Annotated in this window: 23 protein-coding genes; 12 read left to right on the plus strand and 11 right to left on the minus strand. The window is 54.6% G+C overall.

Annotated elements, in window-relative coordinates; genetic code table 11:
• Nucleotides 1-4 precede the first annotated feature (4 nt).
• From F7C11_RS07315 to F7C11_RS07350, 8 genes are all read left to right on the plus strand, one after another.
• The gene (locus F7C11_RS07315; protein WP_297092438.1) at nt 5-2452 is read left to right on the plus strand and encodes a hypothetical protein; all 2448 of its coding nucleotides are present in this window, start codon (nt 5-7) and stop codon (nt 2450-2452) included.
• A gap of 56 nt (nt 2453-2508) precedes the next feature.
• Nucleotides 2509-3159 carry a helix-turn-helix domain-containing protein gene (locus F7C11_RS07320; RefSeq protein WP_297092440.1) on the plus strand — a complete coding sequence of 217 codons (651 nt, stop codon included), beginning with the start codon at nt 2509-2511 and terminating at the stop codon, nt 3157-3159.
• A gap of 9 nt (nt 3160-3168) precedes the next feature.
• Nucleotides 3169-3912, plus strand: coding sequence for a class I SAM-dependent methyltransferase (locus tag F7C11_RS07325; protein WP_297092442.1), 744 nt, complete (start codon nt 3169-3171; stop codon nt 3910-3912).
• Nucleotides 3913-3996: 84 nt separating this feature from the next.
• Nucleotides 3997-4845 (plus strand): ABC transporter ATP-binding protein, encoded by an 849-nt coding sequence (locus F7C11_RS07330; protein WP_297092444.1) that lies wholly within the window; start codon nt 3997-3999, stop codon nt 4843-4845.
• On the plus strand, nt 4842-5537 hold the full coding sequence (locus F7C11_RS07335) for an ABC transporter permease (protein ID WP_297092446.1): 696 nt from the start codon (nt 4842-4844) through the stop codon (nt 5535-5537). The genes F7C11_RS07330 and F7C11_RS07335 overlap by 4 nt, the downstream gene beginning before the upstream one ends.
• Nucleotide 5538: 1 nt before the next feature.
• On the plus strand, nt 5539-6243 hold the full coding sequence (locus F7C11_RS07340; RefSeq protein WP_297092448.1) for an ABC transporter permease: 705 nt from the start codon (nt 5539-5541) through the stop codon (nt 6241-6243).
• 187 nt (nt 6244-6430) lie between these two features.
• Entirely contained in the window at nt 6431-7378 is a 948-nt protein-coding gene (locus F7C11_RS07345; RefSeq protein WP_297092450.1) for a hypothetical protein, read from the plus strand.
• Nucleotide 7379: 1 nt separating this feature from the next.
• Nucleotides 7380-7802: a hypothetical protein gene (locus tag F7C11_RS07350; protein ID WP_297092452.1), complete on the plus strand. Its 423-nt coding sequence runs from the start codon at nt 7380-7382 to the stop codon at nt 7800-7802.
• 41 nt (nt 7803-7843) lie between these two features.
• Here the strand turns inward: F7C11_RS07350 and F7C11_RS07355 are convergent, their stop codons facing one another.
• The 11 genes from F7C11_RS07355 to F7C11_RS07405 all read right to left on the minus strand — a co-directional run bounded on the left by F7C11_RS07355 (nt 7844) and on the right by F7C11_RS07405 (nt 16832).
• A complete protein-coding gene (locus tag F7C11_RS07355; protein WP_297092454.1) occupies nt 7844-8494 on the minus strand; it encodes a peroxiredoxin in 651 nt (216 codons plus the stop codon).
• A 223-nt stretch (nt 8495-8717) separates the two neighbouring features.
• A complete protein-coding gene (locus F7C11_RS07360) occupies nt 8718-10628 on the minus strand; it encodes a molybdopterin-dependent oxidoreductase (protein WP_297092500.1) in 1911 nt (636 codons plus the stop codon).
• A gap of 5 nt (nt 10629-10633) precedes the next feature.
• The gene (locus tag F7C11_RS07365; RefSeq protein ID WP_297092456.1) at nt 10634-11200 is read right to left on the minus strand and encodes a hypothetical protein; all 567 of its coding nucleotides are present in this window, start codon (nt 11198-11200) and stop codon (nt 10634-10636) included.
• 35 nt (nt 11201-11235) lie between these two features.
• On the minus strand, nt 11236-11985 hold the full coding sequence (locus F7C11_RS07370; RefSeq protein ID WP_297092458.1) for a DNA polymerase sliding clamp: 750 nt from the start codon (nt 11983-11985) through the stop codon (nt 11236-11238).
• Nucleotides 11986-11987: 2 nt separating this feature from the next.
• A complete protein-coding gene (locus tag F7C11_RS07375; RefSeq protein WP_297092461.1) occupies nt 11988-12152 on the minus strand; it encodes a hypothetical protein in 165 nt (54 codons plus the stop codon).
• Nucleotides 12149-12481, minus strand: coding sequence for a transcription factor S (locus F7C11_RS07380; RefSeq protein ID WP_297092462.1), 333 nt, complete (start codon nt 12479-12481; stop codon nt 12149-12151). The genes F7C11_RS07375 and F7C11_RS07380 overlap by 4 nt, the downstream gene beginning before the upstream one ends.
• A 62-nt stretch (nt 12482-12543) precedes the next feature.
• Entirely contained in the window at nt 12544-12972 is a 429-nt protein-coding gene (locus F7C11_RS07385) for an immunoglobulin-like domain-containing protein (RefSeq protein WP_297092464.1), read from the minus strand.
• The gene (locus tag F7C11_RS07390) at nt 12969-13445 is read right to left on the minus strand and encodes an immunoglobulin-like domain-containing protein (protein ID WP_297092466.1); all 477 of its coding nucleotides are present in this window, start codon (nt 13443-13445) and stop codon (nt 12969-12971) included. The genes F7C11_RS07385 and F7C11_RS07390 overlap by 4 nt, the downstream gene beginning before the upstream one ends.
• Before the next feature lie 25 nt (nt 13446-13470).
• Nucleotides 13471-13911 (minus strand): immunoglobulin-like domain-containing protein, encoded by a 441-nt coding sequence (locus tag F7C11_RS07395; protein WP_297092468.1) that lies wholly within the window; start codon nt 13909-13911, stop codon nt 13471-13473.
• A gap of 310 nt (nt 13912-14221) precedes the next feature.
• On the minus strand, nt 14222-15511 hold the full coding sequence (gene glyA / locus F7C11_RS07400; protein ID WP_297092470.1) for a serine hydroxymethyltransferase: 1290 nt from the start codon (nt 15509-15511) through the stop codon (nt 14222-14224).
• Between the two features lie 124 nt (nt 15512-15635).
• Nucleotides 15636-16832 (minus strand): aromatic amino acid transport family protein, encoded by a 1197-nt coding sequence (locus F7C11_RS07405; protein WP_297092472.1) that lies wholly within the window; start codon nt 16830-16832, stop codon nt 15636-15638.
• Nucleotides 16833-16979: 147 nt separating this feature from the next.
• Here F7C11_RS07405 and cobB point away from each other — a divergent pair, with 147 nt between their 5' ends.
• Genes cobB through F7C11_RS07425 form a run of 4 tightly spaced genes read left to right on the plus strand, consistent with a single transcriptional unit; the run spans nt 16980 to nt 19444 of the window.
• Nucleotides 16980-17735 carry an NAD-dependent protein deacetylase gene (cobB, locus tag F7C11_RS07410; protein WP_297092474.1) on the plus strand — a complete coding sequence of 252 codons (756 nt, stop codon included), beginning with the start codon at nt 16980-16982 and terminating at the stop codon, nt 17733-17735.
• The gene (locus tag F7C11_RS07415) at nt 17732-18142 is read left to right on the plus strand and encodes a DUF3783 domain-containing protein (RefSeq protein ID WP_297092476.1); all 411 of its coding nucleotides are present in this window, start codon (nt 17732-17734) and stop codon (nt 18140-18142) included. Before cobB ends, F7C11_RS07415 begins: the two co-directional genes overlap by 4 nt.
• Before the next feature lie 35 nt (nt 18143-18177).
• Entirely contained in the window at nt 18178-18906 is a 729-nt protein-coding gene (locus F7C11_RS07420) for a TIGR02253 family HAD-type hydrolase (RefSeq protein ID WP_297092478.1), read from the plus strand.
• Entirely contained in the window at nt 18863-19444 is a 582-nt protein-coding gene (locus F7C11_RS07425; RefSeq protein ID WP_297092480.1) for an ASCH domain-containing protein, read from the plus strand. Before F7C11_RS07420 ends, F7C11_RS07425 begins: the two co-directional genes overlap by 44 nt.
• The last annotated feature ends 9 nt before the right edge of the window (nt 19445-19453 follow it).

The following is a 19453-nucleotide window of genomic DNA, read 5'->3' on the forward strand; positions in this document are numbered from 1 at the left end:
GAACATGTCTGCTGGCAAGCCCCTCCTCGGGTTGCTCCTTCTTGTGCTCCTCTCGTTCCCAGTGGTCTCCTCCGCAAAGATCGCCGTGTGGTGGACCGGAGGTTCGATACTCCATCCCAGGCTATCCCCTGACGGGCTTTATTTCACCGAGTATACTGGAAGGGTTGGCCTGAAGATCAACGAAACGCACTTCGTATTCTGGCGCCTGCCGTTTATGGTAAACGGGATGTCCGTGAGCGATAGGGTGTACCTCTCGGCTGACAGGGGGCCGCCGGCCGTTCTCGACCCCCGCGGAGACGTCCTTTACATCTGGGAGTACCCGGGAGTATCGTTCATCCATGTCTTTGCCGTTCCGGGGGAGGCATACTACGCCGGAAAAATCAACGGGAGCGGTGGGATAGGTCTTCTTGAAGGCGACGGTCTCAAATTCTACGACCTTTCATCCGCAGGGATTGTGAACGTTTATGACACCTACGCCACTCCGAGGGGAATATACTTTACCGCAGAGCTGAACGAAAGCCCCCACGGCGGCATAGGTCTCCTCCAGCCGGAAAACGGAACCTTCCACCTCTGGAGGTTTCCCTCCAGCTATTCCCGGCTCATACCTGACGGGATCGTCCTTGGCCACGACGGTTTTCTGTACGCCGCCATAATGGAGGGCGACGCCGTTGGACTGGTGAGATTCTCCCCGGAGAACGGCAGCTTTTTCTTCAAGGAGCTCGGCGAGAGGCCCCTTCACGTGAAGGCCTTCGGAAATAGGATCCTTCTCATGGATTCCAGGGGACTCCTGGCCATGATAGACCCTTCGGGCGTTTTCTGGACGCTTAACTCCACACTGGGGCCCGAAGAGCATGCATTCAACACGGTGTTTCTGGGGCCACCAACGCAGGTGCAGAACGTCACCAGGGAGGAGAGGGAGATAAGGCCGGAATACGTCGATGTAAACAAGGAATATATCGACGGCATTGTGCTCTACAATGTCGATGAAACCCATGACTTTGGCGGCGGTTACGTCGGCCAGCCCGGGACCTTGGTCCTCATTGATGAGCTCCGTCCGAAGGTTCATCTCGTCTACGAAAACGGAACCGTCAGGGCGTGGGTAACGCCCGGAGACATATTCACCGCTCCCCTTTTCCTCTACGTCAACGAAAAGCTCGTGAGGTGGGGCGGGGAAATAGTCTGGAACGCAACGTTCCTCGCAGGCAGGTACAACCTTACCGCGGTTTACTTCGACGGGGAAGACGTCTACATGAACACGACAACCGTGGTGAGCGACCTGAGACCGGGGCTCCTCTGGAGCAGGTCGCTGAAAGTTGAGGGAGGGACCGTAATCTACGGGATGGCCAGCCATCCAGGGGTACCCGTAAACGTATCCGGGAGAACGGTATGGACGGACGGGAGGGGTTACTTCTCGTTCTTCGTTGAGAACGCCACGGAAACCGAAGCGACCCCCGTGGGGGAGGAAGGAGAGCCCAACCACTGGAGTGTCGCCCTTCTCATATTCGCCGTCCCAATCGGCGTTGCGGGTGCAGTGCTGATTGGAAGAAAGGATCGGAGGGGCTATGCCCTCCTGGTAATCGCACTGGTTCTCGCGGCGATGTATTTCACCGTCCCAAAAGTTCCCGGAGAGGTTGAAAAAGAAAAGCCCCTAACGCTATCTCTCGTTGTGGTCATGCCCCCTGGCTTCTACGCCTCAAACGTTACGGTAACCGTGGATGGGGAGAACGCCGGAAGGACGGACTCGAGGGGCATGCTTGAGGTTCCCATCGACTACGGTCTCCACGAGGTCAAACTTCTATCTGGCGGTGCCGAGACGAAGTTTGAGGTGGCGATGGCTGAGAACAGAACCATGACGGTTCCGTTCTTTCCGGGGGTAAACGCGACGTTGACCAACGGGCCCGGTTACGCGGGCTTCTCTGCCTCGATTGGGAGCGTCACCCTCAGCTCGATGCACTCGGGTGCCTATCCTTCAGGCCCAATGAGCGGCAATATGGGGGAGGGAGAACTCGGGTCTGGCCAGTGCGATGTCTGCAAGCTTAAAGCGGCAATGGTCGGTGCCGTCGAAGGCGAGGCATGCAAGCTCTGCTGTCTCCAGAGCAAGAACTTTGGACCCGCGGTTGTTTTCAACTACTACTTCCACCTCGTGTGGGCGGCAATAGAGCGCTTTGGCTGCGTAACCCCGTGGCCACCGATGCCCGAAACGAATTCCGTCGTTGGGGGAGCGGCGATAAACAGCTATGCCGATGATCTGGAGAACCGCCTTCCAAAGCCGGGCTGGGGGAGCATACATCCATGCCTATCTCCCCTGGACGGTCTCGACCCGGCCGATCCAGGTACAATCTGCAGTGCTCTCGAATGCGCCGATATTAAGTTTGACTGCAACTGCTACGTTACCTGCTTCCTCGGGCCGTTTAAGATGTGGGACGCCTTCATAAATTGCATCGGCGGCTGAAGACTTTTTCTTTTTTGGCCGGAAGGCTAATAATTCACGAGAACGATACTCGAACTATGAAACGTTTAAAGATTGCAGTACCTTACACCAGAGAGCTTTCTGCCGGCTTTGAGTGGCTCATCGAAGCGATAGAATGGGCCTACGGGGACACTTACTTTACCCTAGGCACCGACGTCGTCAAGCTGGTAGAGATCAAGTTTAGGGATGGCGTAAACCCCGAGGAGATACTCGAGCGGCTGAAATCGCTTCCGCAAACGAAGGACGTCAAGGCCTTCCCGCGCAACGAGCACTACCTCATATACCTGCGGGCATCCTTTGGGCCCCAGAAGGAGAAGGCGGAAATGCTCTTTGAGCTCCAGAAGAAAGGGCTGGTCGTTTTTGAGAGCGGGACCTTTGTTGGGGGCGAGAGTGTTCTCTCGGTTCTCTGCGAGGAGAGCCTCGTGGGTGAGGTCGTGAGAACCTTCCGGGAAACCTACGGCGCAAGGGTAATCAGCGTTGAGGAAGCGGAACCGGAGAGCAGTCCCCTCTCAAAGCTGACGAAAAGGCAGGCGGAGGTTCTCCTTCTGGCTTACAAGAGCGGCTACTTCGACACCCCGAGACGCGTAACCCTTAGGGAGCTCTCCCAGATGCTCGGTCTGAGCCCTTCCACCGTGAAGGAGCATCTAAGAAAAGCGCAGAGGAAGGTACTTGAGGAGGTTATTGAATAGGAGGGAGAAATGGTGAAAAAGAACGTATGGGAAGAATTTTTTGATATCGAGGCACTCCACTATCTGGACGAGCCTTTTACAAAGAACACAGAGGAGGAAGTTGAGTTTATAATGCAGGAGTTTGGGCTTCCTACCGGTGCGAAGATTTTAGACGTGGGCTGTGGCGTTGGGAGACACTCCATAGAGCTAGCAAGGAGGGGATACAAGGTCACCGGCGTAGACATTTCCAGGGGGATGTTAAACGAGGCCAGAAAGCGGGCTGAAAAGGCGGGGGTTAAGGTGGAGTTCATTAAAGCCGATGCCACAAAGTTTAAGAGAGAAGAGGAGTTCGATGGGGCTATCTGTCTCTGCGAAGGGGCTTTCTCGCTTATAGGCTCGGGGGATGATCCGATAGAGCATGACCTTGCAATACTGCGGAATGTTTATGACTCGCTGAAGCCTGGTGGAAAGTTTCTCCTAACGGCTTTAAGTGCTCTTGGACGAGTAAAGGGGGCCACCAATGAGGACATAGAGAAAGGCCTCTTTGATCCAAACGTTATGACCTTCTTCGAGGAGATTGAGGCGCCGGATGGGACGAAGTTTCCCATAAGGGAGCGCGTCTATGTTCCAACTGAACTGTATTTAATGTTCAAAATGGTTGGCTTCAATGTCCTAGGTATCTGGGGAGGTACCGCCGGAAGATGGGGGAAGAGGAAGGTGGACTTTGACGACATCGAAATAATGGTGCTAGCAGAGAAGCCTGCTAGGATTTGAGGTTTCTTTAAACTTTTCACCGACCCACACATGTGAGGGGCTAACTATAACTACTCCAAGCGCGTATTCTAAACCGGTGAAAGCATGCCGGTTATCGAGGTTGAGAACGTTAGGAAGTACTACGGCGATGTCAGGGGCGTTGATGGGCTCAGCTTCTCGGTGGAGGAGGGGGAAATCTATGGCTTCCTCGGGCCGAACGGCGCCGGGAAAACAACAACGGTCAAAATCCTTGTGAAGATAATCAAGGACTACGAGGGCACCGTGAAGGTCTTCGGAAAGAATCTCAAGGAGTGGGGAAAGGACTACTACAACAAAATCGGCGCCTCCTTCGAGTTTCCAGCGGTGTATTCGAAGCTCACCGCCCTGGAGAACCTTGAGTTCTTCGCGAGCTTCTACAAAAGGCACCTCGATCCGGTGGAAGTCCTCAAGATGGTCGGGCTCGATGATGCTGACCAGCTCGTCTCCGGCTTCTCCAAGGGAATGAAGAAGAAGCTCGACCTCGCGAGGGCCCTACTTCCCGATCCCCAAATCCTCTTCCTCGATGAGCCGCTTGAGGGCCTCGACCCGGCCAGCGCCAGGAGGATAAAGGACCTTCTCCTCGAGATGAGGGAGAACGGCAAGACGATCTTCCTCACGACCCACAACATGTACGTCGCGGACGAGCTGTGCGACAGGGTGGCTTTTATCGTTGAAGGAAAGATAGCCCTCGTTGACAACCCGGGCGAGCTTAAGGTCAGGATGGGGAAGAGGCTCGTTAGAGTGGAGTACGTGGCGGGCAAGGATGTTAAGACGGTCGAGTTCCCGCTCGAAAATCTCGGAAGAAACAGGGAGTTCTTGGACATCATCAAAAACCACGAGGTCAGGAGGATAAACACGGAGGAGCCCACGCTGGAGGAGATATTCCTGAAGGTAACCGGGAGGAGGCTCGTATGATTGTGTGGCTCATGAAGACCGGCCTCGTCATCGGTGTGAGGAGCTACGTTTATCCCCTCTACCTCCTGGTTGCACTCGCCTATGCCCTCATGCTCCTCGCCTTCCCTGACCGGTACCTTCCAGCGGTGGTGCCGATTTTCCTCGTCCTTGAGCCCTGCCTCGTCGGCTTCATGTTCGTCGGGACGGAGATATTCGCGGAGAAGAAGGACGGGGTGATCGGGGCCCTGGCCGTAACTCCTATGGAGTGGAGGAGCTACATTCTCGCAAAAACGCTTATCCTGGGGGTTGAGTCGGTAATCGGAGCCGCTATAATACTCCTCATCGGCACGCACTTCCTCGCTGGGTTGCCCTATGTCCTTTTCGGGACCTTCCTCGCTTCAGTTACCTACACGCTCCTCGGCCTGGGCATCTCTGCCTCCTACCGCGACTTGGACGATTACTTCATGCCGATACTCGGCGTCATGGTGGTCTCGCTCCTGCCCTTCGCCCACTACCACGGCTACCTGACGGGCGAAATATGGAAGGTGCTCTACCTGATCCCGAGCTATCCCGCGCTCTACCTCTTCAAGACGCCCTTCGTTGAGGTATCCTCCGAAACCCTGCTCCTTTCAGTGGCCGCACTGATGATCTGGAGCGTCGCTGCCTATTACTTCGCCAAAGCAAGGTTCTACAGATACGCCGTGGGGGGTTGAGATGAGCCCTGTGCGAAAATTCGCCGCCATTTACAGGACGGACCTCAAGCTGCTCCGCAGGGATCCGATGCTCATATACAGCGTTGGAGTGACGTTGGTTCTGCTCTTCGTCGTCCGCTACTTCAAAGACCGCATCGGCGTTTACTACCCCCTGCTGGCCCTATTGATGATGATATTTGTACCCATGATATTCGGCATGATTCCCGGCTTCATGATGGCAGACGAGAAGGAGGACAAGACAATTCAAGCCCTGAAAGTAATCCCAATCTCCAGCGAGGCCTTCCTGGCCTACAGGCTCACGTGGGCCTCGATAATCACCGCGGTGATGACCGCCGTTGCCCCGGAAATCCTCGACATAGACATTCCCGGAAAAGGCCTGCTCGCGCTGATGGTACTCTTCGTCATTGAGGTCTGGATATACGGGCTCATAATAGCGACCTCCGCGGAGTCGAGGATGCAGGCGTTAACGGTCTCAAAAGTAATTGGCTGGATGCTCATACTCCCGCCGACGATAAAGCTCGTCGTGGAGTGGAGGAACCTCTCTACCGACTGGAGCAAGTTCACGGCCTTCCTGCCGACCTACTGGGTCTACAGGGTCTTTGAGGGGATTTTCACGAACGATTACTCGGACTTCCCGCTTGCGGTTGTGGTTCACCTCGCGTGGCTCGTCCCGCTCGTGGTGCTGTTTAGAAGGAGGGTGCTTTGATATATTGGTGGACATTTATGTTCGTTAATTTACTCTCCCTTATTTTCACTCAGGTGATTAGCAAAACTACTGTTGGAATTACATAAACCTACGAAAAAAAAAGCAGAAATGATTACGCATAGTAAAAGGAAAAAGTTATAAGGTGGACTATAGCAATATGTCATGAAAAAATCTTGGAGGTGTAGCCATGAGACATTCACGTAGCCTGAAGATTGGGGCGGTGTTATTGATATTCTTTGTCATATGCATGAACTCTGAGATTGCCCTAGCGGCCAAATCCCCTATGGACGAATCCGCTAAAGGAACTGAAAAATACTTGGATCAAGTGTTCAAGGAGTATTATGAACTCAAGGTACGTGGAAATGAATCTCAGGCCCGACAGCTATTAGAGGGTTATGGATTCAAGCATCTTGCTCACGAAGAGCTCCTCGTAAAAACTGTTCCAGGAACTCCAGTTCAGCCAATGGGAGGCGATCAGGATGACTTGCACTTGTCAATTGATTGGAACGTATACAATGATAACGGGGTTGCAAAGCTGTTTGTGACGTATCAATGGACATGGGATCATATAGAGGAATTCGAGGACTCTCCAGATAAGGTCTCAATAGCAATACCTGTGGGGTACTGGGATGGGCCAACAAACTCGTATCCATATCATTGGCTTTTAGAAGTCAGTGATCGTCCATATTTCATTTCTACCCTGGGGGTAAAGAGTTACGAGGTTCACTGTGAAAGCGGATACGACGACTTGGCTGAGGACAGTAATAAACTCCTTCACATTTGTAGGATTTATGCAGAAGTATACGATCACTATAACGTAGGTTTTATAACAATTGGGTTTAGCAGGATAAACCCTGAATACTATGATCATTGGATAAAAACAGGATTCGTGTACGTTCACACTTGGAACTTCGGGCCCGTGGTTGAATATCCTCTTGAATTAGGAGGACTTTTAATTAGCTCCCCAACTGGAACAATAGCTTATGGAGCGATCTCCTATGCAGTAAATCAGTACATAATAGACAAGTACTTAAAAGGAGGATGGTCCAAGGAATACACAACTGAAATACTGCTAATGGATGGAACAGGGGATCTCCCACCGGGGGCATTATCGATCAGGAACTGGAGGGGGTAATATGAGTACCCTCAAAAAGAAGATTGCGGAGTTCCTCCTCCTTACTGTCTTTTTTGTGGGTTTGATCACGTTTGCGTATTCTCAGGAACCAAAGCGATGTCCTTCTAACGGCACGTGGATAGATCCACATGGTTTTACAGCAATATGCAACGTTCCTGACTGCTATGAAGCAGTGGGAAGCATCAACAAATGGGTTTCATTAAGCTTGATAGTATTAATCGCCTACTTTGCAGGCCTCAGGTCAAAAGGTCAACTTACAATCGAATCCGTGCTTTTCAGAGTTGGGGTGTATCTAACTTTCATAAGCGTGATAATAGCTTCAGAGCTCTCCAAAGTACCCGAGGGGAGTTGTTTGACCTTTAAACCCTTGACATATATAATCGCCGTTATAGGGTCGTTCTTTGTGGCTTGGTTCCATAGGTGATAATAAAAGATGTATAAAAGCCAATTGAAGGGGAAACCCCTTCACTCAAGCTTCTTGTGGCAGAACCACCAGTCGTAGCACTCGATCTCGCCCTTGGCCTTGGCTTCCTCGCGCTCCTTGATGGCCTCGACGGTTCCGGCCGGCGGAACGATGGCCCTGTCGCCGATGAGCTCGTTGTTGGGCCACTTGTGCGGGAGCGCAACGCCCTTCTCGGTGCTTATCTTGAGGGCCTTGACGAGCCTGAGTATCTCGTCCCAGTCCCTGCCGACCTCGGCCGGGTAGTAGACTATCGCGCGAATGACGCCTTTGTCGTCGACGATGAAGACTGCCCTGGCGGTTATCGTTGCACCGCTCGGGATCATGCCGAGCTTCTCGGCGAGGTCACCGCGGTCATCTGCTATAACCGGGAAGGTTATCTCCTCGCCGAGGTTCTCCTTTATCCACTCCATCCACTTGAGGTGGCTGAAGACCTGGTCAACGCTGAGCCCGATCGGCTCGACGCCGAGCTCCCTGAACTGATCAACCCTCTTCTGGAGGGCGTAGAACTCGGTGGTACAGACCGGGGTGAAGTCGGCCGGGTGGCTGAACAGCATGAACCACTTGCCCTTCTCGGCGAAGTACTCCGGCAGCTTTATCCTGCCGTGGGTGGTGTTGACCTCAACCTCGGGGAACTTTTCTCCTATGACGACCATCTTTCATCACCTCTTGCTTTTTCTGTGTCGTCTTCAGTATAAACCAATTAGGTTCGAATATATAAACTTTTTGGTTTATCTAACATGAAAATATTGACAGATATTCGAAGATTTAAAGGGATGTTCCGAACGGATATCAAAGAACTTCACCGGTTTACTGTCAGATTGTAACTAAAATCCAAAAAGGATTTGTCAAAAATCGACTATGCTGGGAATTTATTGTTCAAATTCTCCTTACATCGACCCACGTTGAATGATATGCCGAAGCGTTTCCGTATTTTTCGACGGTTTCATCGGCCGTCAGAAAGTTGGCGTTCCAGCCGAGCAGCCTGGCCCAGAACGCCTTGTAGAGCAGAACGACTCCGGGTGGAACGTCGTCGCTGAGCCTTGCCCTTGTCCTTATCCTGCCGTTGTCGTTGAAGACCTCAACGGCGTCGCCGTCCCTGATTCCCCTCTCCCCCGCGTCCGCCGGGTTGATGTGGAGGTTCGGGTCTATCATGCCGTGGGTGTTGTGGTACTGGCTCGTTATCGTCATCCTGTGGGTCGGGGTGAGCAGCCTGAGCGGATATTTGCCCTCAAACCGCCGGTACTCTGGGAACGGGCTTAGGCCCCTCTCCACGGCTCTCGTGGAGTAGAACTCGATCTTTCCGCTCGGCGTCTCCCATCTCTTTGCCTTTTCGGGCACCTTAACGAAGCCTTTTCTCTTTAACTTGTCCCAGCTCAGGCCGTTGAGTTCGAGGACTTTCCTTATCACTTCCTCGTCGCTCTCGTAGAGGTATGAGCTGTCTATTCCGAGGGCTTTTGCGAGCAGCCTGGTAACCTCGCTGTTGCTCTTCCCGTAAAGCCTCGCAACGGGCTCGTTAAGCGCAACGTGGCGGTGGTAGTAGCTGTCGGCTATGTCAAGCCTCTCGAAGAACGTGTTCGCGGGCAGGACAACGTCGGAATAGAGCGCCGTGTCGGTAAGGAAGATGTCGTGGGTGACCACGAAGACGTCGTTCTCCCTCAGCGCCTTTCTCAGCCTGTTCTGGTTCGGCAGGCTCGCGAGGGGGTTGGAGTTGTAGATGTAGATGAACTTTACCTCCCCCCGCTCTATGTACTCGGCCAGCTTCATCTGGGGGATTCTCCTGGTGGGTTTGGTCCTCAGGAATGCACCCTCTGCGTAGGACTTGTCTATCGTCTTCATGTCGTAGATGAAGCCGAAGCGGTGGCCAACCAGGGCGGGCAGGATGGCTATTGCCCTTACCGCCTCCCCGCCGGCAAGGGAGCGCTGGAAGCCGTAGCCGATGTGGATTATCCCCCTCTTTTCGGCGTATTCTTCCGCGAACTCCTCGATCTGCTCAACGCTCAGACCCGTCTCCCGGCTTACATAATCAAGCGATAGTGTTTTCACATAATTCTTGAATTCTTCAAAACCATAAACGTTCTCGCGGACGAAGGCTCTGTCGTAGAGGTTCTCCTCGATGATGACCTTGGCAACGCCAAGGGCAAGGAGAACGTCTGTACCGGGCCTGACCTGGAAGAACCTGTCGCTCCTCTTTGCCGTCTCGGTTCTGACGACGTCAACCGTCCAGATTTCGAGATTATACCTCTTAGCGAGCATGAATCCATGGAGGTTCGTCCAGAAGGCGTTGATGCCCCAGTACACGATCAGCCTCTGCTCCTTCAGCCCCTCGGGATCCATGCCGATTGCGGTTCCATAAACGTCCCTTAGGGCTTCCTGCCCGGCCCTGTCGCATATGCCGTAGTCAAGCATGGCGGTGTTGAGGTGGTGGAAGAGCCTCAGGGGAAAGGCGTAGTTGACCACGCCTCTGTCGCCGGCGTACTGGTAAACCAGGACGCTCTCGCTTCCGTACTCCTCGATGGTCGCCCTCAGCTTTTTGGCAACGATCCCAACTGCCTCATCCCACCCCGTCTCCCTGAACTCCCCGCTTCCCCTCTCACCCACCCTAACGAGCGGCCTTTTGAGCCTGTCCTCCGCGTGGAACCATTTTGGGAGAAGCGCCCCCTTCGGGCAGAGGAAGCCGGCGGTTACTGGATGTTCAGCGCTGCCCTTAATCCCGAGCCGGCCGTCCTTAAGCTCACTCACCATCGAGCATGTGTCGTAGCAGTCTCTCATGCAGACGGAGAACGGCATGGCCATCACGGAGAAATCCTTATTTTTTCCGCAGCTTCCCGCTCTACAAGAACCTTTCCGAGGCTCCGGGGAATAATAACGAGGTCTCCGGCCCGGAAGGGACCGTACTCCTTAAGCTCGGGGTCGAGTATCCTGGGGAGGTCGACTTTGATTATGTACGCTTCTTTGGGCACCCTCTTCTTGGGAACTTCTTTCTCCTCTGCCTCTTCCTTAACTTCAACGGCTTCTTCCGGCACTTCCAGCAGCTCTTCACGCTCTATGAAGGCACGGAGTATTGTGAAAATCCGCTTCTCCTCCTCGGTCATGCCGTAGGGAACTCCTTCAACGGCCAGGTCAACGATTTTATGGAGCCTGATTTTGATTATCTCGCGCATGAGCTTCTCCGCTATGCTGAGCTGGGCCAGGTAGAGCCTCTCCTCCACGTCCTCACCCCGCTCTCGGGAGCTCTCTGCACTGAGCTTTAGGGCCTTGATGAGGCTGTCGAACTCGCGGTAGAACTCCTCGTCTAGTTTGGTCAGTTCCTGAGAGGAAAGTTCCCCCTCAAGCAGCTCCCTGAGCTTGACGATGTCCACGCTCCCACCAGCCTGAGAAATTGGAGAAAAAGAAATCAGTCCTCAACGCGAGGAGCGAGGAGGAATATCAGCTTGCCCTCGTCCCTTATCGGGTACTCCATCTGGAGGGGCATCTCGTTGCCGAAGCGGATTATAACCTCATCGGCCTTGCCGATGCCCTTTATCATGTCCGCGAGGTAGCTGATTCCATAGGCGCTCTTGGTGTCCTCCTCAACTTCGAGGTCGAGAAGCCCCTCGTCCTCAAGGGTGAGCTTTATCTCAACCTCATTGGTCTCGCCCTCAGCCTTCATGGTGAACTCGTTCTCGGTTGCGATGAACTTGAGGGCGTCGCTGACGAGGGAGGCATCCTTAACGGCCTCCTTGAGAACCTCGCCGAGGACGACAACCTTGGCGGTGAAGGGGAGCTCCGGGAGGTCGAGTTCAAGCTCCTCCACCTCGATAAGAGGGAGCTTGAAGGTTCTCTTGGCGGTTCCCTCAAAGGTGACCTCAAGGAAGTTCTCGTCGCCCTTTCTGAGAATGAGTGTGTCCTTGTTCTTGCCGCGCTTGAGTATCTTCTTGAAGTGATCCATGTTGATTCCTATGGTCTCCTCTTCCTCAACCTCGTACTTGGAGAAGATGCTCTCCGGGAGGTTGAGGTCTATGAGAACGACCCTGCTCGGATCCATCGCGCGCATTCCAATTCCTTCCTCGGTTATCTTGAAGGCGGCCTCGTCAATGAGGTTGCTTGCGGTGGCTATAAGATCGGCGAAATCCTTGGCACCATCAAAAACTATCTCGAACGGCATCTTTACCCCTCCTTTAATATATCGAGCATCAGCCTAACCCTTTCTTTGCCGCGGAATAAATAAGCTTTTCCGTTGTCGGTATCGGGTATCCTCCTGTAGGCCTCTTCAAGCTCCTTCAGGGCCTTCTCCGCGAGCTTTCTGAGGGTTTCACGTTCCAGTTCCCTCACTCGTAAGACCTCCAGACGTGGCCGCACTTGGTGCACCTGTAGAATATCGTGCTCGGCTCATCACCGGCCCTCGTCTGGAGCTCCCACCAGTAGGCCGTATCGTTGCCGCACTTGGGACAGGTGACCTTGGTGGTGGGCAGGGTCCTGACGTCCTGCTCGACGACGATAATGCCCTCGTCCGGCTTGTGGTCGACCTTCTGCTTTATGACAGTCTTCTCCCTGTCCTTCTGTTCATCAAAAGGCTCTTCGTGGCCACATGAGCGGCAAACCCAGACCTTCCTTTTCCGATCCGGGAGCATCAGGTTACCGCACTCTGGACAGAACTTCATCTTTCTCACCCCTTTAGCCGAGGGTTCGGTATGTAGGAGGAGGATAAAAAGTTTTGCCAAAGTCAGCCAAGAATCTCAAACTCCACACTCGCGTTCGTGCAGCCCAGCGGCCAGCCGCAGACCTCCTTGACGAGCTTGTATTCCCCTGGTGGGAGGTCGTAAAGCTGGGGGAAGTTCCCTGGGCTTTCGTTCTCCGGAATGTATTTCAGGGTTATCTTTTGCCTCCACGAGCCGAAGGGGAGCACGTCATACAGGCGGGCGTTAAAGAAGAAACCCTGCCTGATACGAGCCCACCTACCGTCCTCCCGGCGGTACAGGGTGTAGGGCTGGCCGAAGTATATGGGTGTTAGACCGACATTTCTTATGGTAAGTTCAGGCTCTTCTCCGGGCAGATACGTGCGCTTGTCGAGGTCCGTTGTAAAGTGGGGCCCGGTCAATCCCCAGACGAGGAGTATCAGGACAGCGATTCCAGCGCTCCTCCTCCACCTCATCCGACCACCTCGAACTCGGCTGAAAGCTTCATCTCGTCGCTCCTGCCCCCACAGCGCCCCCGGTCGATGGTCACGGTCTTTACAATCCTGTACCTGCCGGGTGGAAGTGGTTCAACCTTTCCTGGAGTGCCCTCAGGGACGTGCATGACGAGGGGCACGGTCTGGCTCCAGCTGCCGCCGGGAGGTATCGTGTAGCCTATGCCCGTGAACGAGAATCCGAGGTCGAGTCCTTTCCATCTCCCGTCTTCCCAGCGGTAAAGCCTGTAAAAAGAGCCTACGAGAAGCGTCTCGCTCCCACTATTCCTTATTGTCAGGACGAGGCTTTCGCCGGGTTTGTAAACGGTTTTGTCGAGTTCAAGAATAGCCCCCGTCCCTGCCGGGGAGTTCACGGTATCGGCACCTAGTCCCGCGTAAAGGACTATCGTGATGCCCGTAAGAAATATAAGAAAGGCCAGAAAGACTCCGCCCCTCATGACCCGTCCCCGGAAGTGCCCTTCTCTATTCTTTGATGTCGAACTCGGCCCCGACCTTAACCTTCGTACCCTCAATGTAGACCTCCTTGACTATCTTGTAGTGCCCCGGTTCAAGGTTGAGCCGCGAGAGGTCCACTTTCTGCTCCCAGCTCTCGCCGGGTTTGATTATGACAGCTATCTCAACGAAGACCAGGTTGAGCGGGAGTTCCCTCCACTCACCGTTTTCCAGGCGGTAGAGGGTAAAGGCATAGCCGGTCGTGGCATTGACGCTTTCGCCGTTTGTCACCTTCAAAGTCAGGGTATCGTCTGGTGAATAAACCGTTCTGTCGAGCACCACCCTTATCCCCTGCCCCTGTGGAACCTTCCCCGTGTCTCCGTCGATGGCTGTGCTCCCGTTTGAGGAGGCAAGGTAGTATCCAACCGGAACCAGCAGGACTATAAGCAAGACTGGAACTATCTTCCTCATGGTTCTCCACCATAGAAAAGTTGTCCCCGATGTTCTTAACGGTTGCCAACGCTTCAAAATGAATGGAAGTGATTGCATCCATCTTATTTCAGCCTCTTATTTGAGGGGGCGGCGTCATACACAACACACCCATCATTGGAAAGCCGACACCGCCTTAATTGGCTGGAAAAGGCTGTTTATAACCTTTTCTAAAACATGTTCCAGCAGAATTTTTCCAATTTTGGTGAGAAAGCGGAGTTTGTTGTTCCAGTCCCGGGATATCAAGTTTCAGCTTGAAAAGTAACCGATAAAAAAGAAGATAGTTGGAGATTCACTCCCTGAGCGGCAGACCGTAGTCGAAGGAGTAGTAGACCCTCTGGAAGTTCATCCTGAAGTAGAATACGTCGCGCTCGACCTTCTTCGGGTCCTCCTTGTCGATGAGGACGCGCTTGATGAAGTGCGCTATCTCCTTCATGTCGTCCTCCATCATTCCAACGCGGGTCATCTCCTGGACGCCTATGCGCAGGCCGCTCGGCTCGTTGACCTTCTCAAGCGGGTCCCAGGGCAGGAGGTTCTTGTTGAGGATTATGCCGGCCTCTTCGAGGAGCGGGGCCGCCCAACCACCGGCGGCCGGGTGGAGGTCTGAGACATCGACGATGACCTGGTGGCTCTCGGTGTAGCCCTTGTCCTCGCCGATGACCTTGAAGCCCTCTTCAGCAAGAGCCTCGGCCAGGGCCTTTGCGTTCTTGACTATCTGGGCCGCATAGCGCTCACCGTACTCAAGCATCTCGGCGGCGGTAACGACCTTTCCGGCCATGTGGTGGAGGTGGTGGTTGCTCAGCACACCGGGGAAGATGGCCCACTGGAGCTTGGCTATCTCCTCGGTCTCGCCAAAGCGCTTGTAGAGGATTATTCCACCCTGCGGTCCCGGGAAGGTCTTGTGGGTCGAGGCGGTGATTATGTCAACGCCCTCGCGGAGCGGGTCCTGGAACTGCTTTCCGGCGATGAGGCCAAGAACGTGGGCGGCGTCGTACATGACGTAGGCGCCGACCTCCTTGGCGACCGGAGCGAGTTCCTTGACCGGGTGCGGGAACGGGAAGAGCGAACCGCCGAACACGACTATCTTGGGCTCAAGCTCGCGGATGAGCTGGGCGGCCTTATCAACGTCAATGTTGAATTCATCGTTGTCAAAGGGCCAGGTGTGGACTTCAAGCCCGCGCATTCCGGCGGCACCGAAGGGCATGTGGCTTATATGCCCGCCGTGGCTGGTGTGCAAAACGATGGCCTTGTCGCCCGGCTGGGTGAGCCCGAAGAAGGCGGCCTGGTTGGCGTTGGTTCCAGAAATTGGCCTGAGGTCAGCGAAGTCGCTTCCGAAGAGCTTGGTGAAGAGTTCGACACCGATGAGCTCGACCTCGTCAACGTACTTACATCCCTGGTAGTAGCGCTGCCTCGGCCAGCCCTCGGCGTACTTGTGCATGAACCCGCTCTTAACGGCGCGAGTAACGCTGGGGGAGGTCACGTTTTCACTTGCGATGAGGTTTATTGTGTGGCTCCTCCACTTCTCATGCTCCTCCAGAAAGTTCAGAACCCTGTCACGGTAAGCCTTGTATCCTTCAGCCATGGGAAACACCTCGATGGGGATTTGAACGCTGGGAATATAAACCTTACCGCATCTGTTTACGTGTACAGAAAAGGACAGGGTACAGATAGAGCCAGAGGGTGCGGGGACTTAAAAATGGGGAGAATCAGCGGCGGAGTTTTACCGCCAGCCACATGAGAATTGGCAGTACTATAAAGGCCAGCATGTCCCCCGTGTCGCCGGCGAAGGCCAGCACGTCGGCGAAGTTTCTGACGCCGGCGAAGTAGAGGGCCGCCGGTGGAATGACCGTTAGAGCCCATGCCGCTTTTCTGCCCAGCTTCACGAACTCCTCGCTGTTGCTCTGCTGGGCTAGTGCTATGCCTATGTAGCTCGTGGTTATCGCTAGGAGCGGGATGAGGTTCCCGATTACCCTGCCAAGGTGGCCGTAGAGCAGTTCAAGTCCCTGCGTGGCGATCTCGGGTGTGTTCTTTCCAAAGACCAGCAGGAAGGCCGCCATGAAAACCGCGTAGACGGCCGTGGGTATAAGGAAGGCGAGCACGATGACCCTCTTGGTGTCCTCGTAGCTTCCGAGTCCCTTGTAAACGTCCGGAATGATCGTGTGGCAGCCGAGGGCAAAGATGGCGACGCCGGTTATGCTCAGTATCCCCCCGAGCTCGGTGTACAGGCCGTTGTCGAGTTCGGCGTGGGGGAGGAGCATCAGCGTGACACCCATGAAGAGGACGAGCATGATGTAGCTCATTATCAGCTCGGTCTTTCCGCTCGCCTCAAGTCCGCGGTAGACGACGAAAGATGCAAGCACCCAGAATATCGCCGCCCCGACTGTGTCGCTGACCCCAAAGAGGCTGGCGAAAACGCTTCCCATACCCGCTATGTACGCCAGAAGTGCCCCAAAGCTCATTATGAATATGCTGACGTACATCAGCCAGCCACCGGCCTTTCCGAGTATTCTGTTGGCCATGGTGCTCATCTGGGCCCCGTTCATCTCGGCCGAGAACTTCAGCACGATGAACGCCGTCCCGAGCATGAGGAGCATGACACCAAAGAGAACCGCCATCGCGGGAATCAAACCAACCTTGCTCGCGGCATACGGCAGACCCAGCACTCCGGCACCTATCTGGGTTCCCACCAGTATTGCCAGTGCCTCGTTCTTTGAGATGTGGGCCTTTTCCACCCGTATGGTGCTCGTTCTTATCGCCGCGACCCCCTTTCCCTTTCTCATGAGCTGAATCAGTGCGGCCTTTCTCCTGAGCTTCTTTCTTCTCGCCAGTGCCTGTCTCTCCGCGTAGTAGCGGCCGTGTGATGTGGTGATCTTTTTTCTCGGCGTCCCATCGGCCACTGGCATTCTCTCACCTCCACTCAAATGTATTCATGAATACAATTTAAACCCTCCCACGAAAACTTGAGTCCCGCTTCAAATATTCTTCGGTTTGGGGCGGGAGAAGGCTCAAGACCGGGCAGGGTTTTTAAGGATATCCGAGTAGGTGAGAACATGATAGAGGAGGCTGCCAAACTCCTGGCCCGTTCGAGGTTCGCCATAGCGTTTACCGGTGCCGGAATCAGCGCCGAGAGCGGCGTCCCGACCTTCAGGGGCTTCAACGGACTGTGGAAGAAGCACCGCCCGGAGGAGCTCGCAACGCCCGAGGCCTTTCGAAAGGACCCCTACCTCGTCTGGGAGTTCTACAGATGGCGCATGGGTTTGATACGAAAGGCCAAGCCGAACAGGGCGCACTACGCTTTGGCGGAGCTTGAGCACATGGGGATTCTGAAGGCCGTCATCACCCAGAACGTGGACGACCTGCACCGCGAGGCAGGAACGAAAAACCTCATCGAGCTCCACGGCAACATCTTCAGGGTAAGGTGCACCTCCTGCGACTACAGGGAAGACCTGAAGGAAAGCGGACGCCTGGATGAGTTCCTTGCGGAGAAAGACCTTCCCCGATGTCCCGACTGCGGCTCGCTTCTCCGTCCGGACGTCGTGTGGTTCGGAGAGCCGCTCCCGAGGAATGCCCTTGACGAGGCGTTCAGGCTCGCCGAGAGAGCGGACGTTGTTCTGGTCATAGGTACGAGCGGCGTCGTTTACCCGGCCGCGTACATTCCCCAGATAGTGAAGGAAACGGGCGGAAAGGTCATCGAGATAAACCCCGACGAGAGCGGGATAACTCCCATAACAGACGTTTTCCTGCGCTGTCCGGCGGGGGAGGCGATGGAAAAGCTGATGAGCAGGATCGAGGTGTTGGTAGGATGAACGGGAAGGTTCTTCTGATAGGTTTTCCCCGGGAGGAGGTCAAGGCGCTCCGGGAGGTTCTCCCGGTTCCGGTCTTTGAAGTTCCGGAGTACTGCAGGGACTGGGTGGTGGGTGAGGTCGTTGAAAAGGCAGAGAAGCTGAGCGGTTCGAGCTACTGGCACCTGAGGAGGTTCGTGATAATGCACGGCCTTGACAACGAAACGCTGAAGGAGGTGATCCGCTCCGTCAAGGCCCTCAACCTCGGCAGGGTCATCTTCGCCACGACGACCGAGACCTCCCTCACCTGGAAGCTTGAAGACCTCCTAAACGAGCTGATGGCCGAGGACGAGTACTTCAAGGCCATGCGCTGGGCACGGGAGGAGGCCGAGAAGAGAAAGGGGCCCTTCCTCGACATCGGGAAGGGTTAAATATTTTGAGCGAGTAGAGTGCGGTGGGTGAAGGGATGATAAAGGTCGTGTTCTTTGACCTGGACGACACGCTTGTGGACACAAGCAGGCTGGCGGAGATGGCGAGAAAGAACGCCATAGAGAACATGATACGTCACGGTCTCCCCGTTGACTTTGACACTGCCTACCATGAACTCCTTGAGCTGATAAGCGAATACGGAAGCAACTTCAGCAGGCACTTCGACTACCTGCTCAGGCGTCTCGACCTACCAAACAATCCCAAGTGGGTCGCCGCGGGGGTAATAGCCTACCACAACACCAAGTTCGCCTACCTGAAGAGCGTCCGCGGCGTCCGGCGGCTCCTCCTTGAGCTGAAGAAGTCCGGCTATAAGCTCGGCATAATCACGGATGGCGACCCGATAAAGCAGTGGGAGAAGATAATCCGTCTCGAACTGGACGACTACTTCGACGGCGTCTTCATCTCCGACTACCTCGGCGTCAAGAAGCCTCACCCCAAGATATTTCAGAAGGCCCTGAGGAAGATGGGCGTCGAACCCGGCGAGGCTATGATGGTGGGCGACAGACTCTATTCCGACATCTACGGCGCCAAGCAGGTGGGCATGAAGACCGCATGGTTTAAATACGGCAAATATGCCGACAGAGAGCTGGAATACCTTGAGTACGCTGACTTTACAGTGGAGAGGCTTGAAGACATCATGGATATAGTCAGGGGGCTGAACCTTGAAGAGGAAGAGCGTCCAGATAAGGAAGTTCATGCTGATTGACTCGGCCTACAAGTCGAGGGTCCTCCGGGGAGACAAGGTCACCACGATACGCTACGGGGACTACGAGGCTAGGCCGGGGAGCGAGGTCTACCTCGTCGTGACCCCCAGCGACACCGCCATAGCGAAGGTCAGGATAACCCACGTTGAAAAGAAGAAGGTCAGGGATCTGACCAATGAAGACGCCAAACTCGACGGCTTCTCCGATGTTAAAGAGCTCCTTCGTGAGCTAAACAGAATATACGGCGAACTCTACGGCGACGACGAGGTTACTATCATTGGTTTCGAAGTCATAAAGCGCTTCGAGGACGGGATTCCCCTCAAATGGCTCAAGGGACTCAACTACCGCGAGCCGGCTGAAATAGCGCGCCTCTACCTTGAAAACCGGGAGAAACTCAACCTCAACCGCGAGACGGACTTCATAATGCGCCGCATCTACAACGAGGGCCTTGGGAAAGCCGTGAGAACCTTCGGGCCGAAAAAAGTTCAGCAGGCGCTCCTCAAGACCTACCACGCCCTCTACGCGGCGGGGGTCATCTAACCCCCAATC

The organism is Thermococcus sp. (assembly GCF_015521605.1).
Lineage (GTDB): Archaea > Methanobacteriota_B > Thermococci > Thermococcales > Thermococcaceae > Thermococcus.

Excerpts from the sequence above, each read along its gene's own strand:
- F7C11_RS07315 (WP_297092438.1), top strand. The coding sequence starts at position 5 with ATGTCTGCTGGCAAGCCCCTCCTCGGGTTGCTCCTTCTTGTGCTCCTC.
- F7C11_RS07320 (WP_297092440.1), top strand. The coding sequence starts at position 2,509 with ATGAAACGTTTAAAGATTGCAGTACCTTACACCAGAGAGCTTTCTGCC.
- F7C11_RS07325 (WP_297092442.1), top strand. The coding sequence starts at position 3,169 with ATGGTGAAAAAGAACGTATGGGAAGAATTTTTTGATATCGAGGCACTC.
- F7C11_RS07330 (WP_297092444.1), top strand. The coding sequence starts at position 3,997 with ATGCCGGTTATCGAGGTTGAGAACGTTAGGAAGTACTACGGCGATGTC.
- F7C11_RS07335 (WP_297092446.1), top strand. The coding sequence starts at position 4,842 with ATGATTGTGTGGCTCATGAAGACCGGCCTCGTCATCGGTGTGAGGAGC.
- F7C11_RS07340 (WP_297092448.1), top strand. The coding sequence starts at position 5,539 with ATGAGCCCTGTGCGAAAATTCGCCGCCATTTACAGGACGGACCTCAAG.
- F7C11_RS07345 (WP_297092450.1), top strand. The coding sequence starts at position 6,431 with ATGAGACATTCACGTAGCCTGAAGATTGGGGCGGTGTTATTGATATTC.
- F7C11_RS07350 (WP_297092452.1), top strand. The coding sequence starts at position 7,380 with ATGAGTACCCTCAAAAAGAAGATTGCGGAGTTCCTCCTCCTTACTGTC.
- F7C11_RS07355 (WP_297092454.1), bottom strand. The coding sequence starts at position 8,494 with ATGGTCGTCATAGGAGAAAAGTTCCCCGAGGTTGAGGTCAACACCACC.
- F7C11_RS07360 (WP_297092500.1), bottom strand. The coding sequence starts at position 10,628 with ATGCCGTTCTCCGTCTGCATGAGAGACTGCTACGACACATGCTCGATG.
- F7C11_RS07370 (WP_297092458.1), bottom strand. The coding sequence starts at position 11,985 with ATGCCGTTCGAGATAGTTTTTGATGGTGCCAAGGATTTCGCCGATCTT.
- F7C11_RS07380 (WP_297092462.1), bottom strand. The coding sequence starts at position 12,481 with ATGAAGTTCTGTCCAGAGTGCGGTAACCTGATGCTCCCGGATCGGAAA.
- F7C11_RS07385 (WP_297092464.1), bottom strand. The coding sequence starts at position 12,972 with ATGAGGTGGAGGAGGAGCGCTGGAATCGCTGTCCTGATACTCCTCGTC.
- F7C11_RS07390 (WP_297092466.1), bottom strand. The coding sequence starts at position 13,445 with ATGAGGGGCGGAGTCTTTCTGGCCTTTCTTATATTTCTTACGGGCATC.
- F7C11_RS07395 (WP_297092468.1), bottom strand. The coding sequence starts at position 13,911 with ATGAGGAAGATAGTTCCAGTCTTGCTTATAGTCCTGCTGGTTCCGGTT.
- glyA (WP_297092470.1), bottom strand. The coding sequence starts at position 15,511 with ATGGCTGAAGGATACAAGGCTTACCGTGACAGGGTTCTGAACTTTCTG.
- F7C11_RS07405 (WP_297092472.1), bottom strand. The coding sequence starts at position 16,832 with ATGCCAGTGGCCGATGGGACGCCGAGAAAAAAGATCACCACATCACAC.
- cobB (WP_297092474.1), top strand. The coding sequence starts at position 16,980 with ATGATAGAGGAGGCTGCCAAACTCCTGGCCCGTTCGAGGTTCGCCATA.
- F7C11_RS07415 (WP_297092476.1), top strand. The coding sequence starts at position 17,732 with ATGAACGGGAAGGTTCTTCTGATAGGTTTTCCCCGGGAGGAGGTCAAG.
- F7C11_RS07420 (WP_297092478.1), top strand. The coding sequence starts at position 18,178 with ATGATAAAGGTCGTGTTCTTTGACCTGGACGACACGCTTGTGGACACA.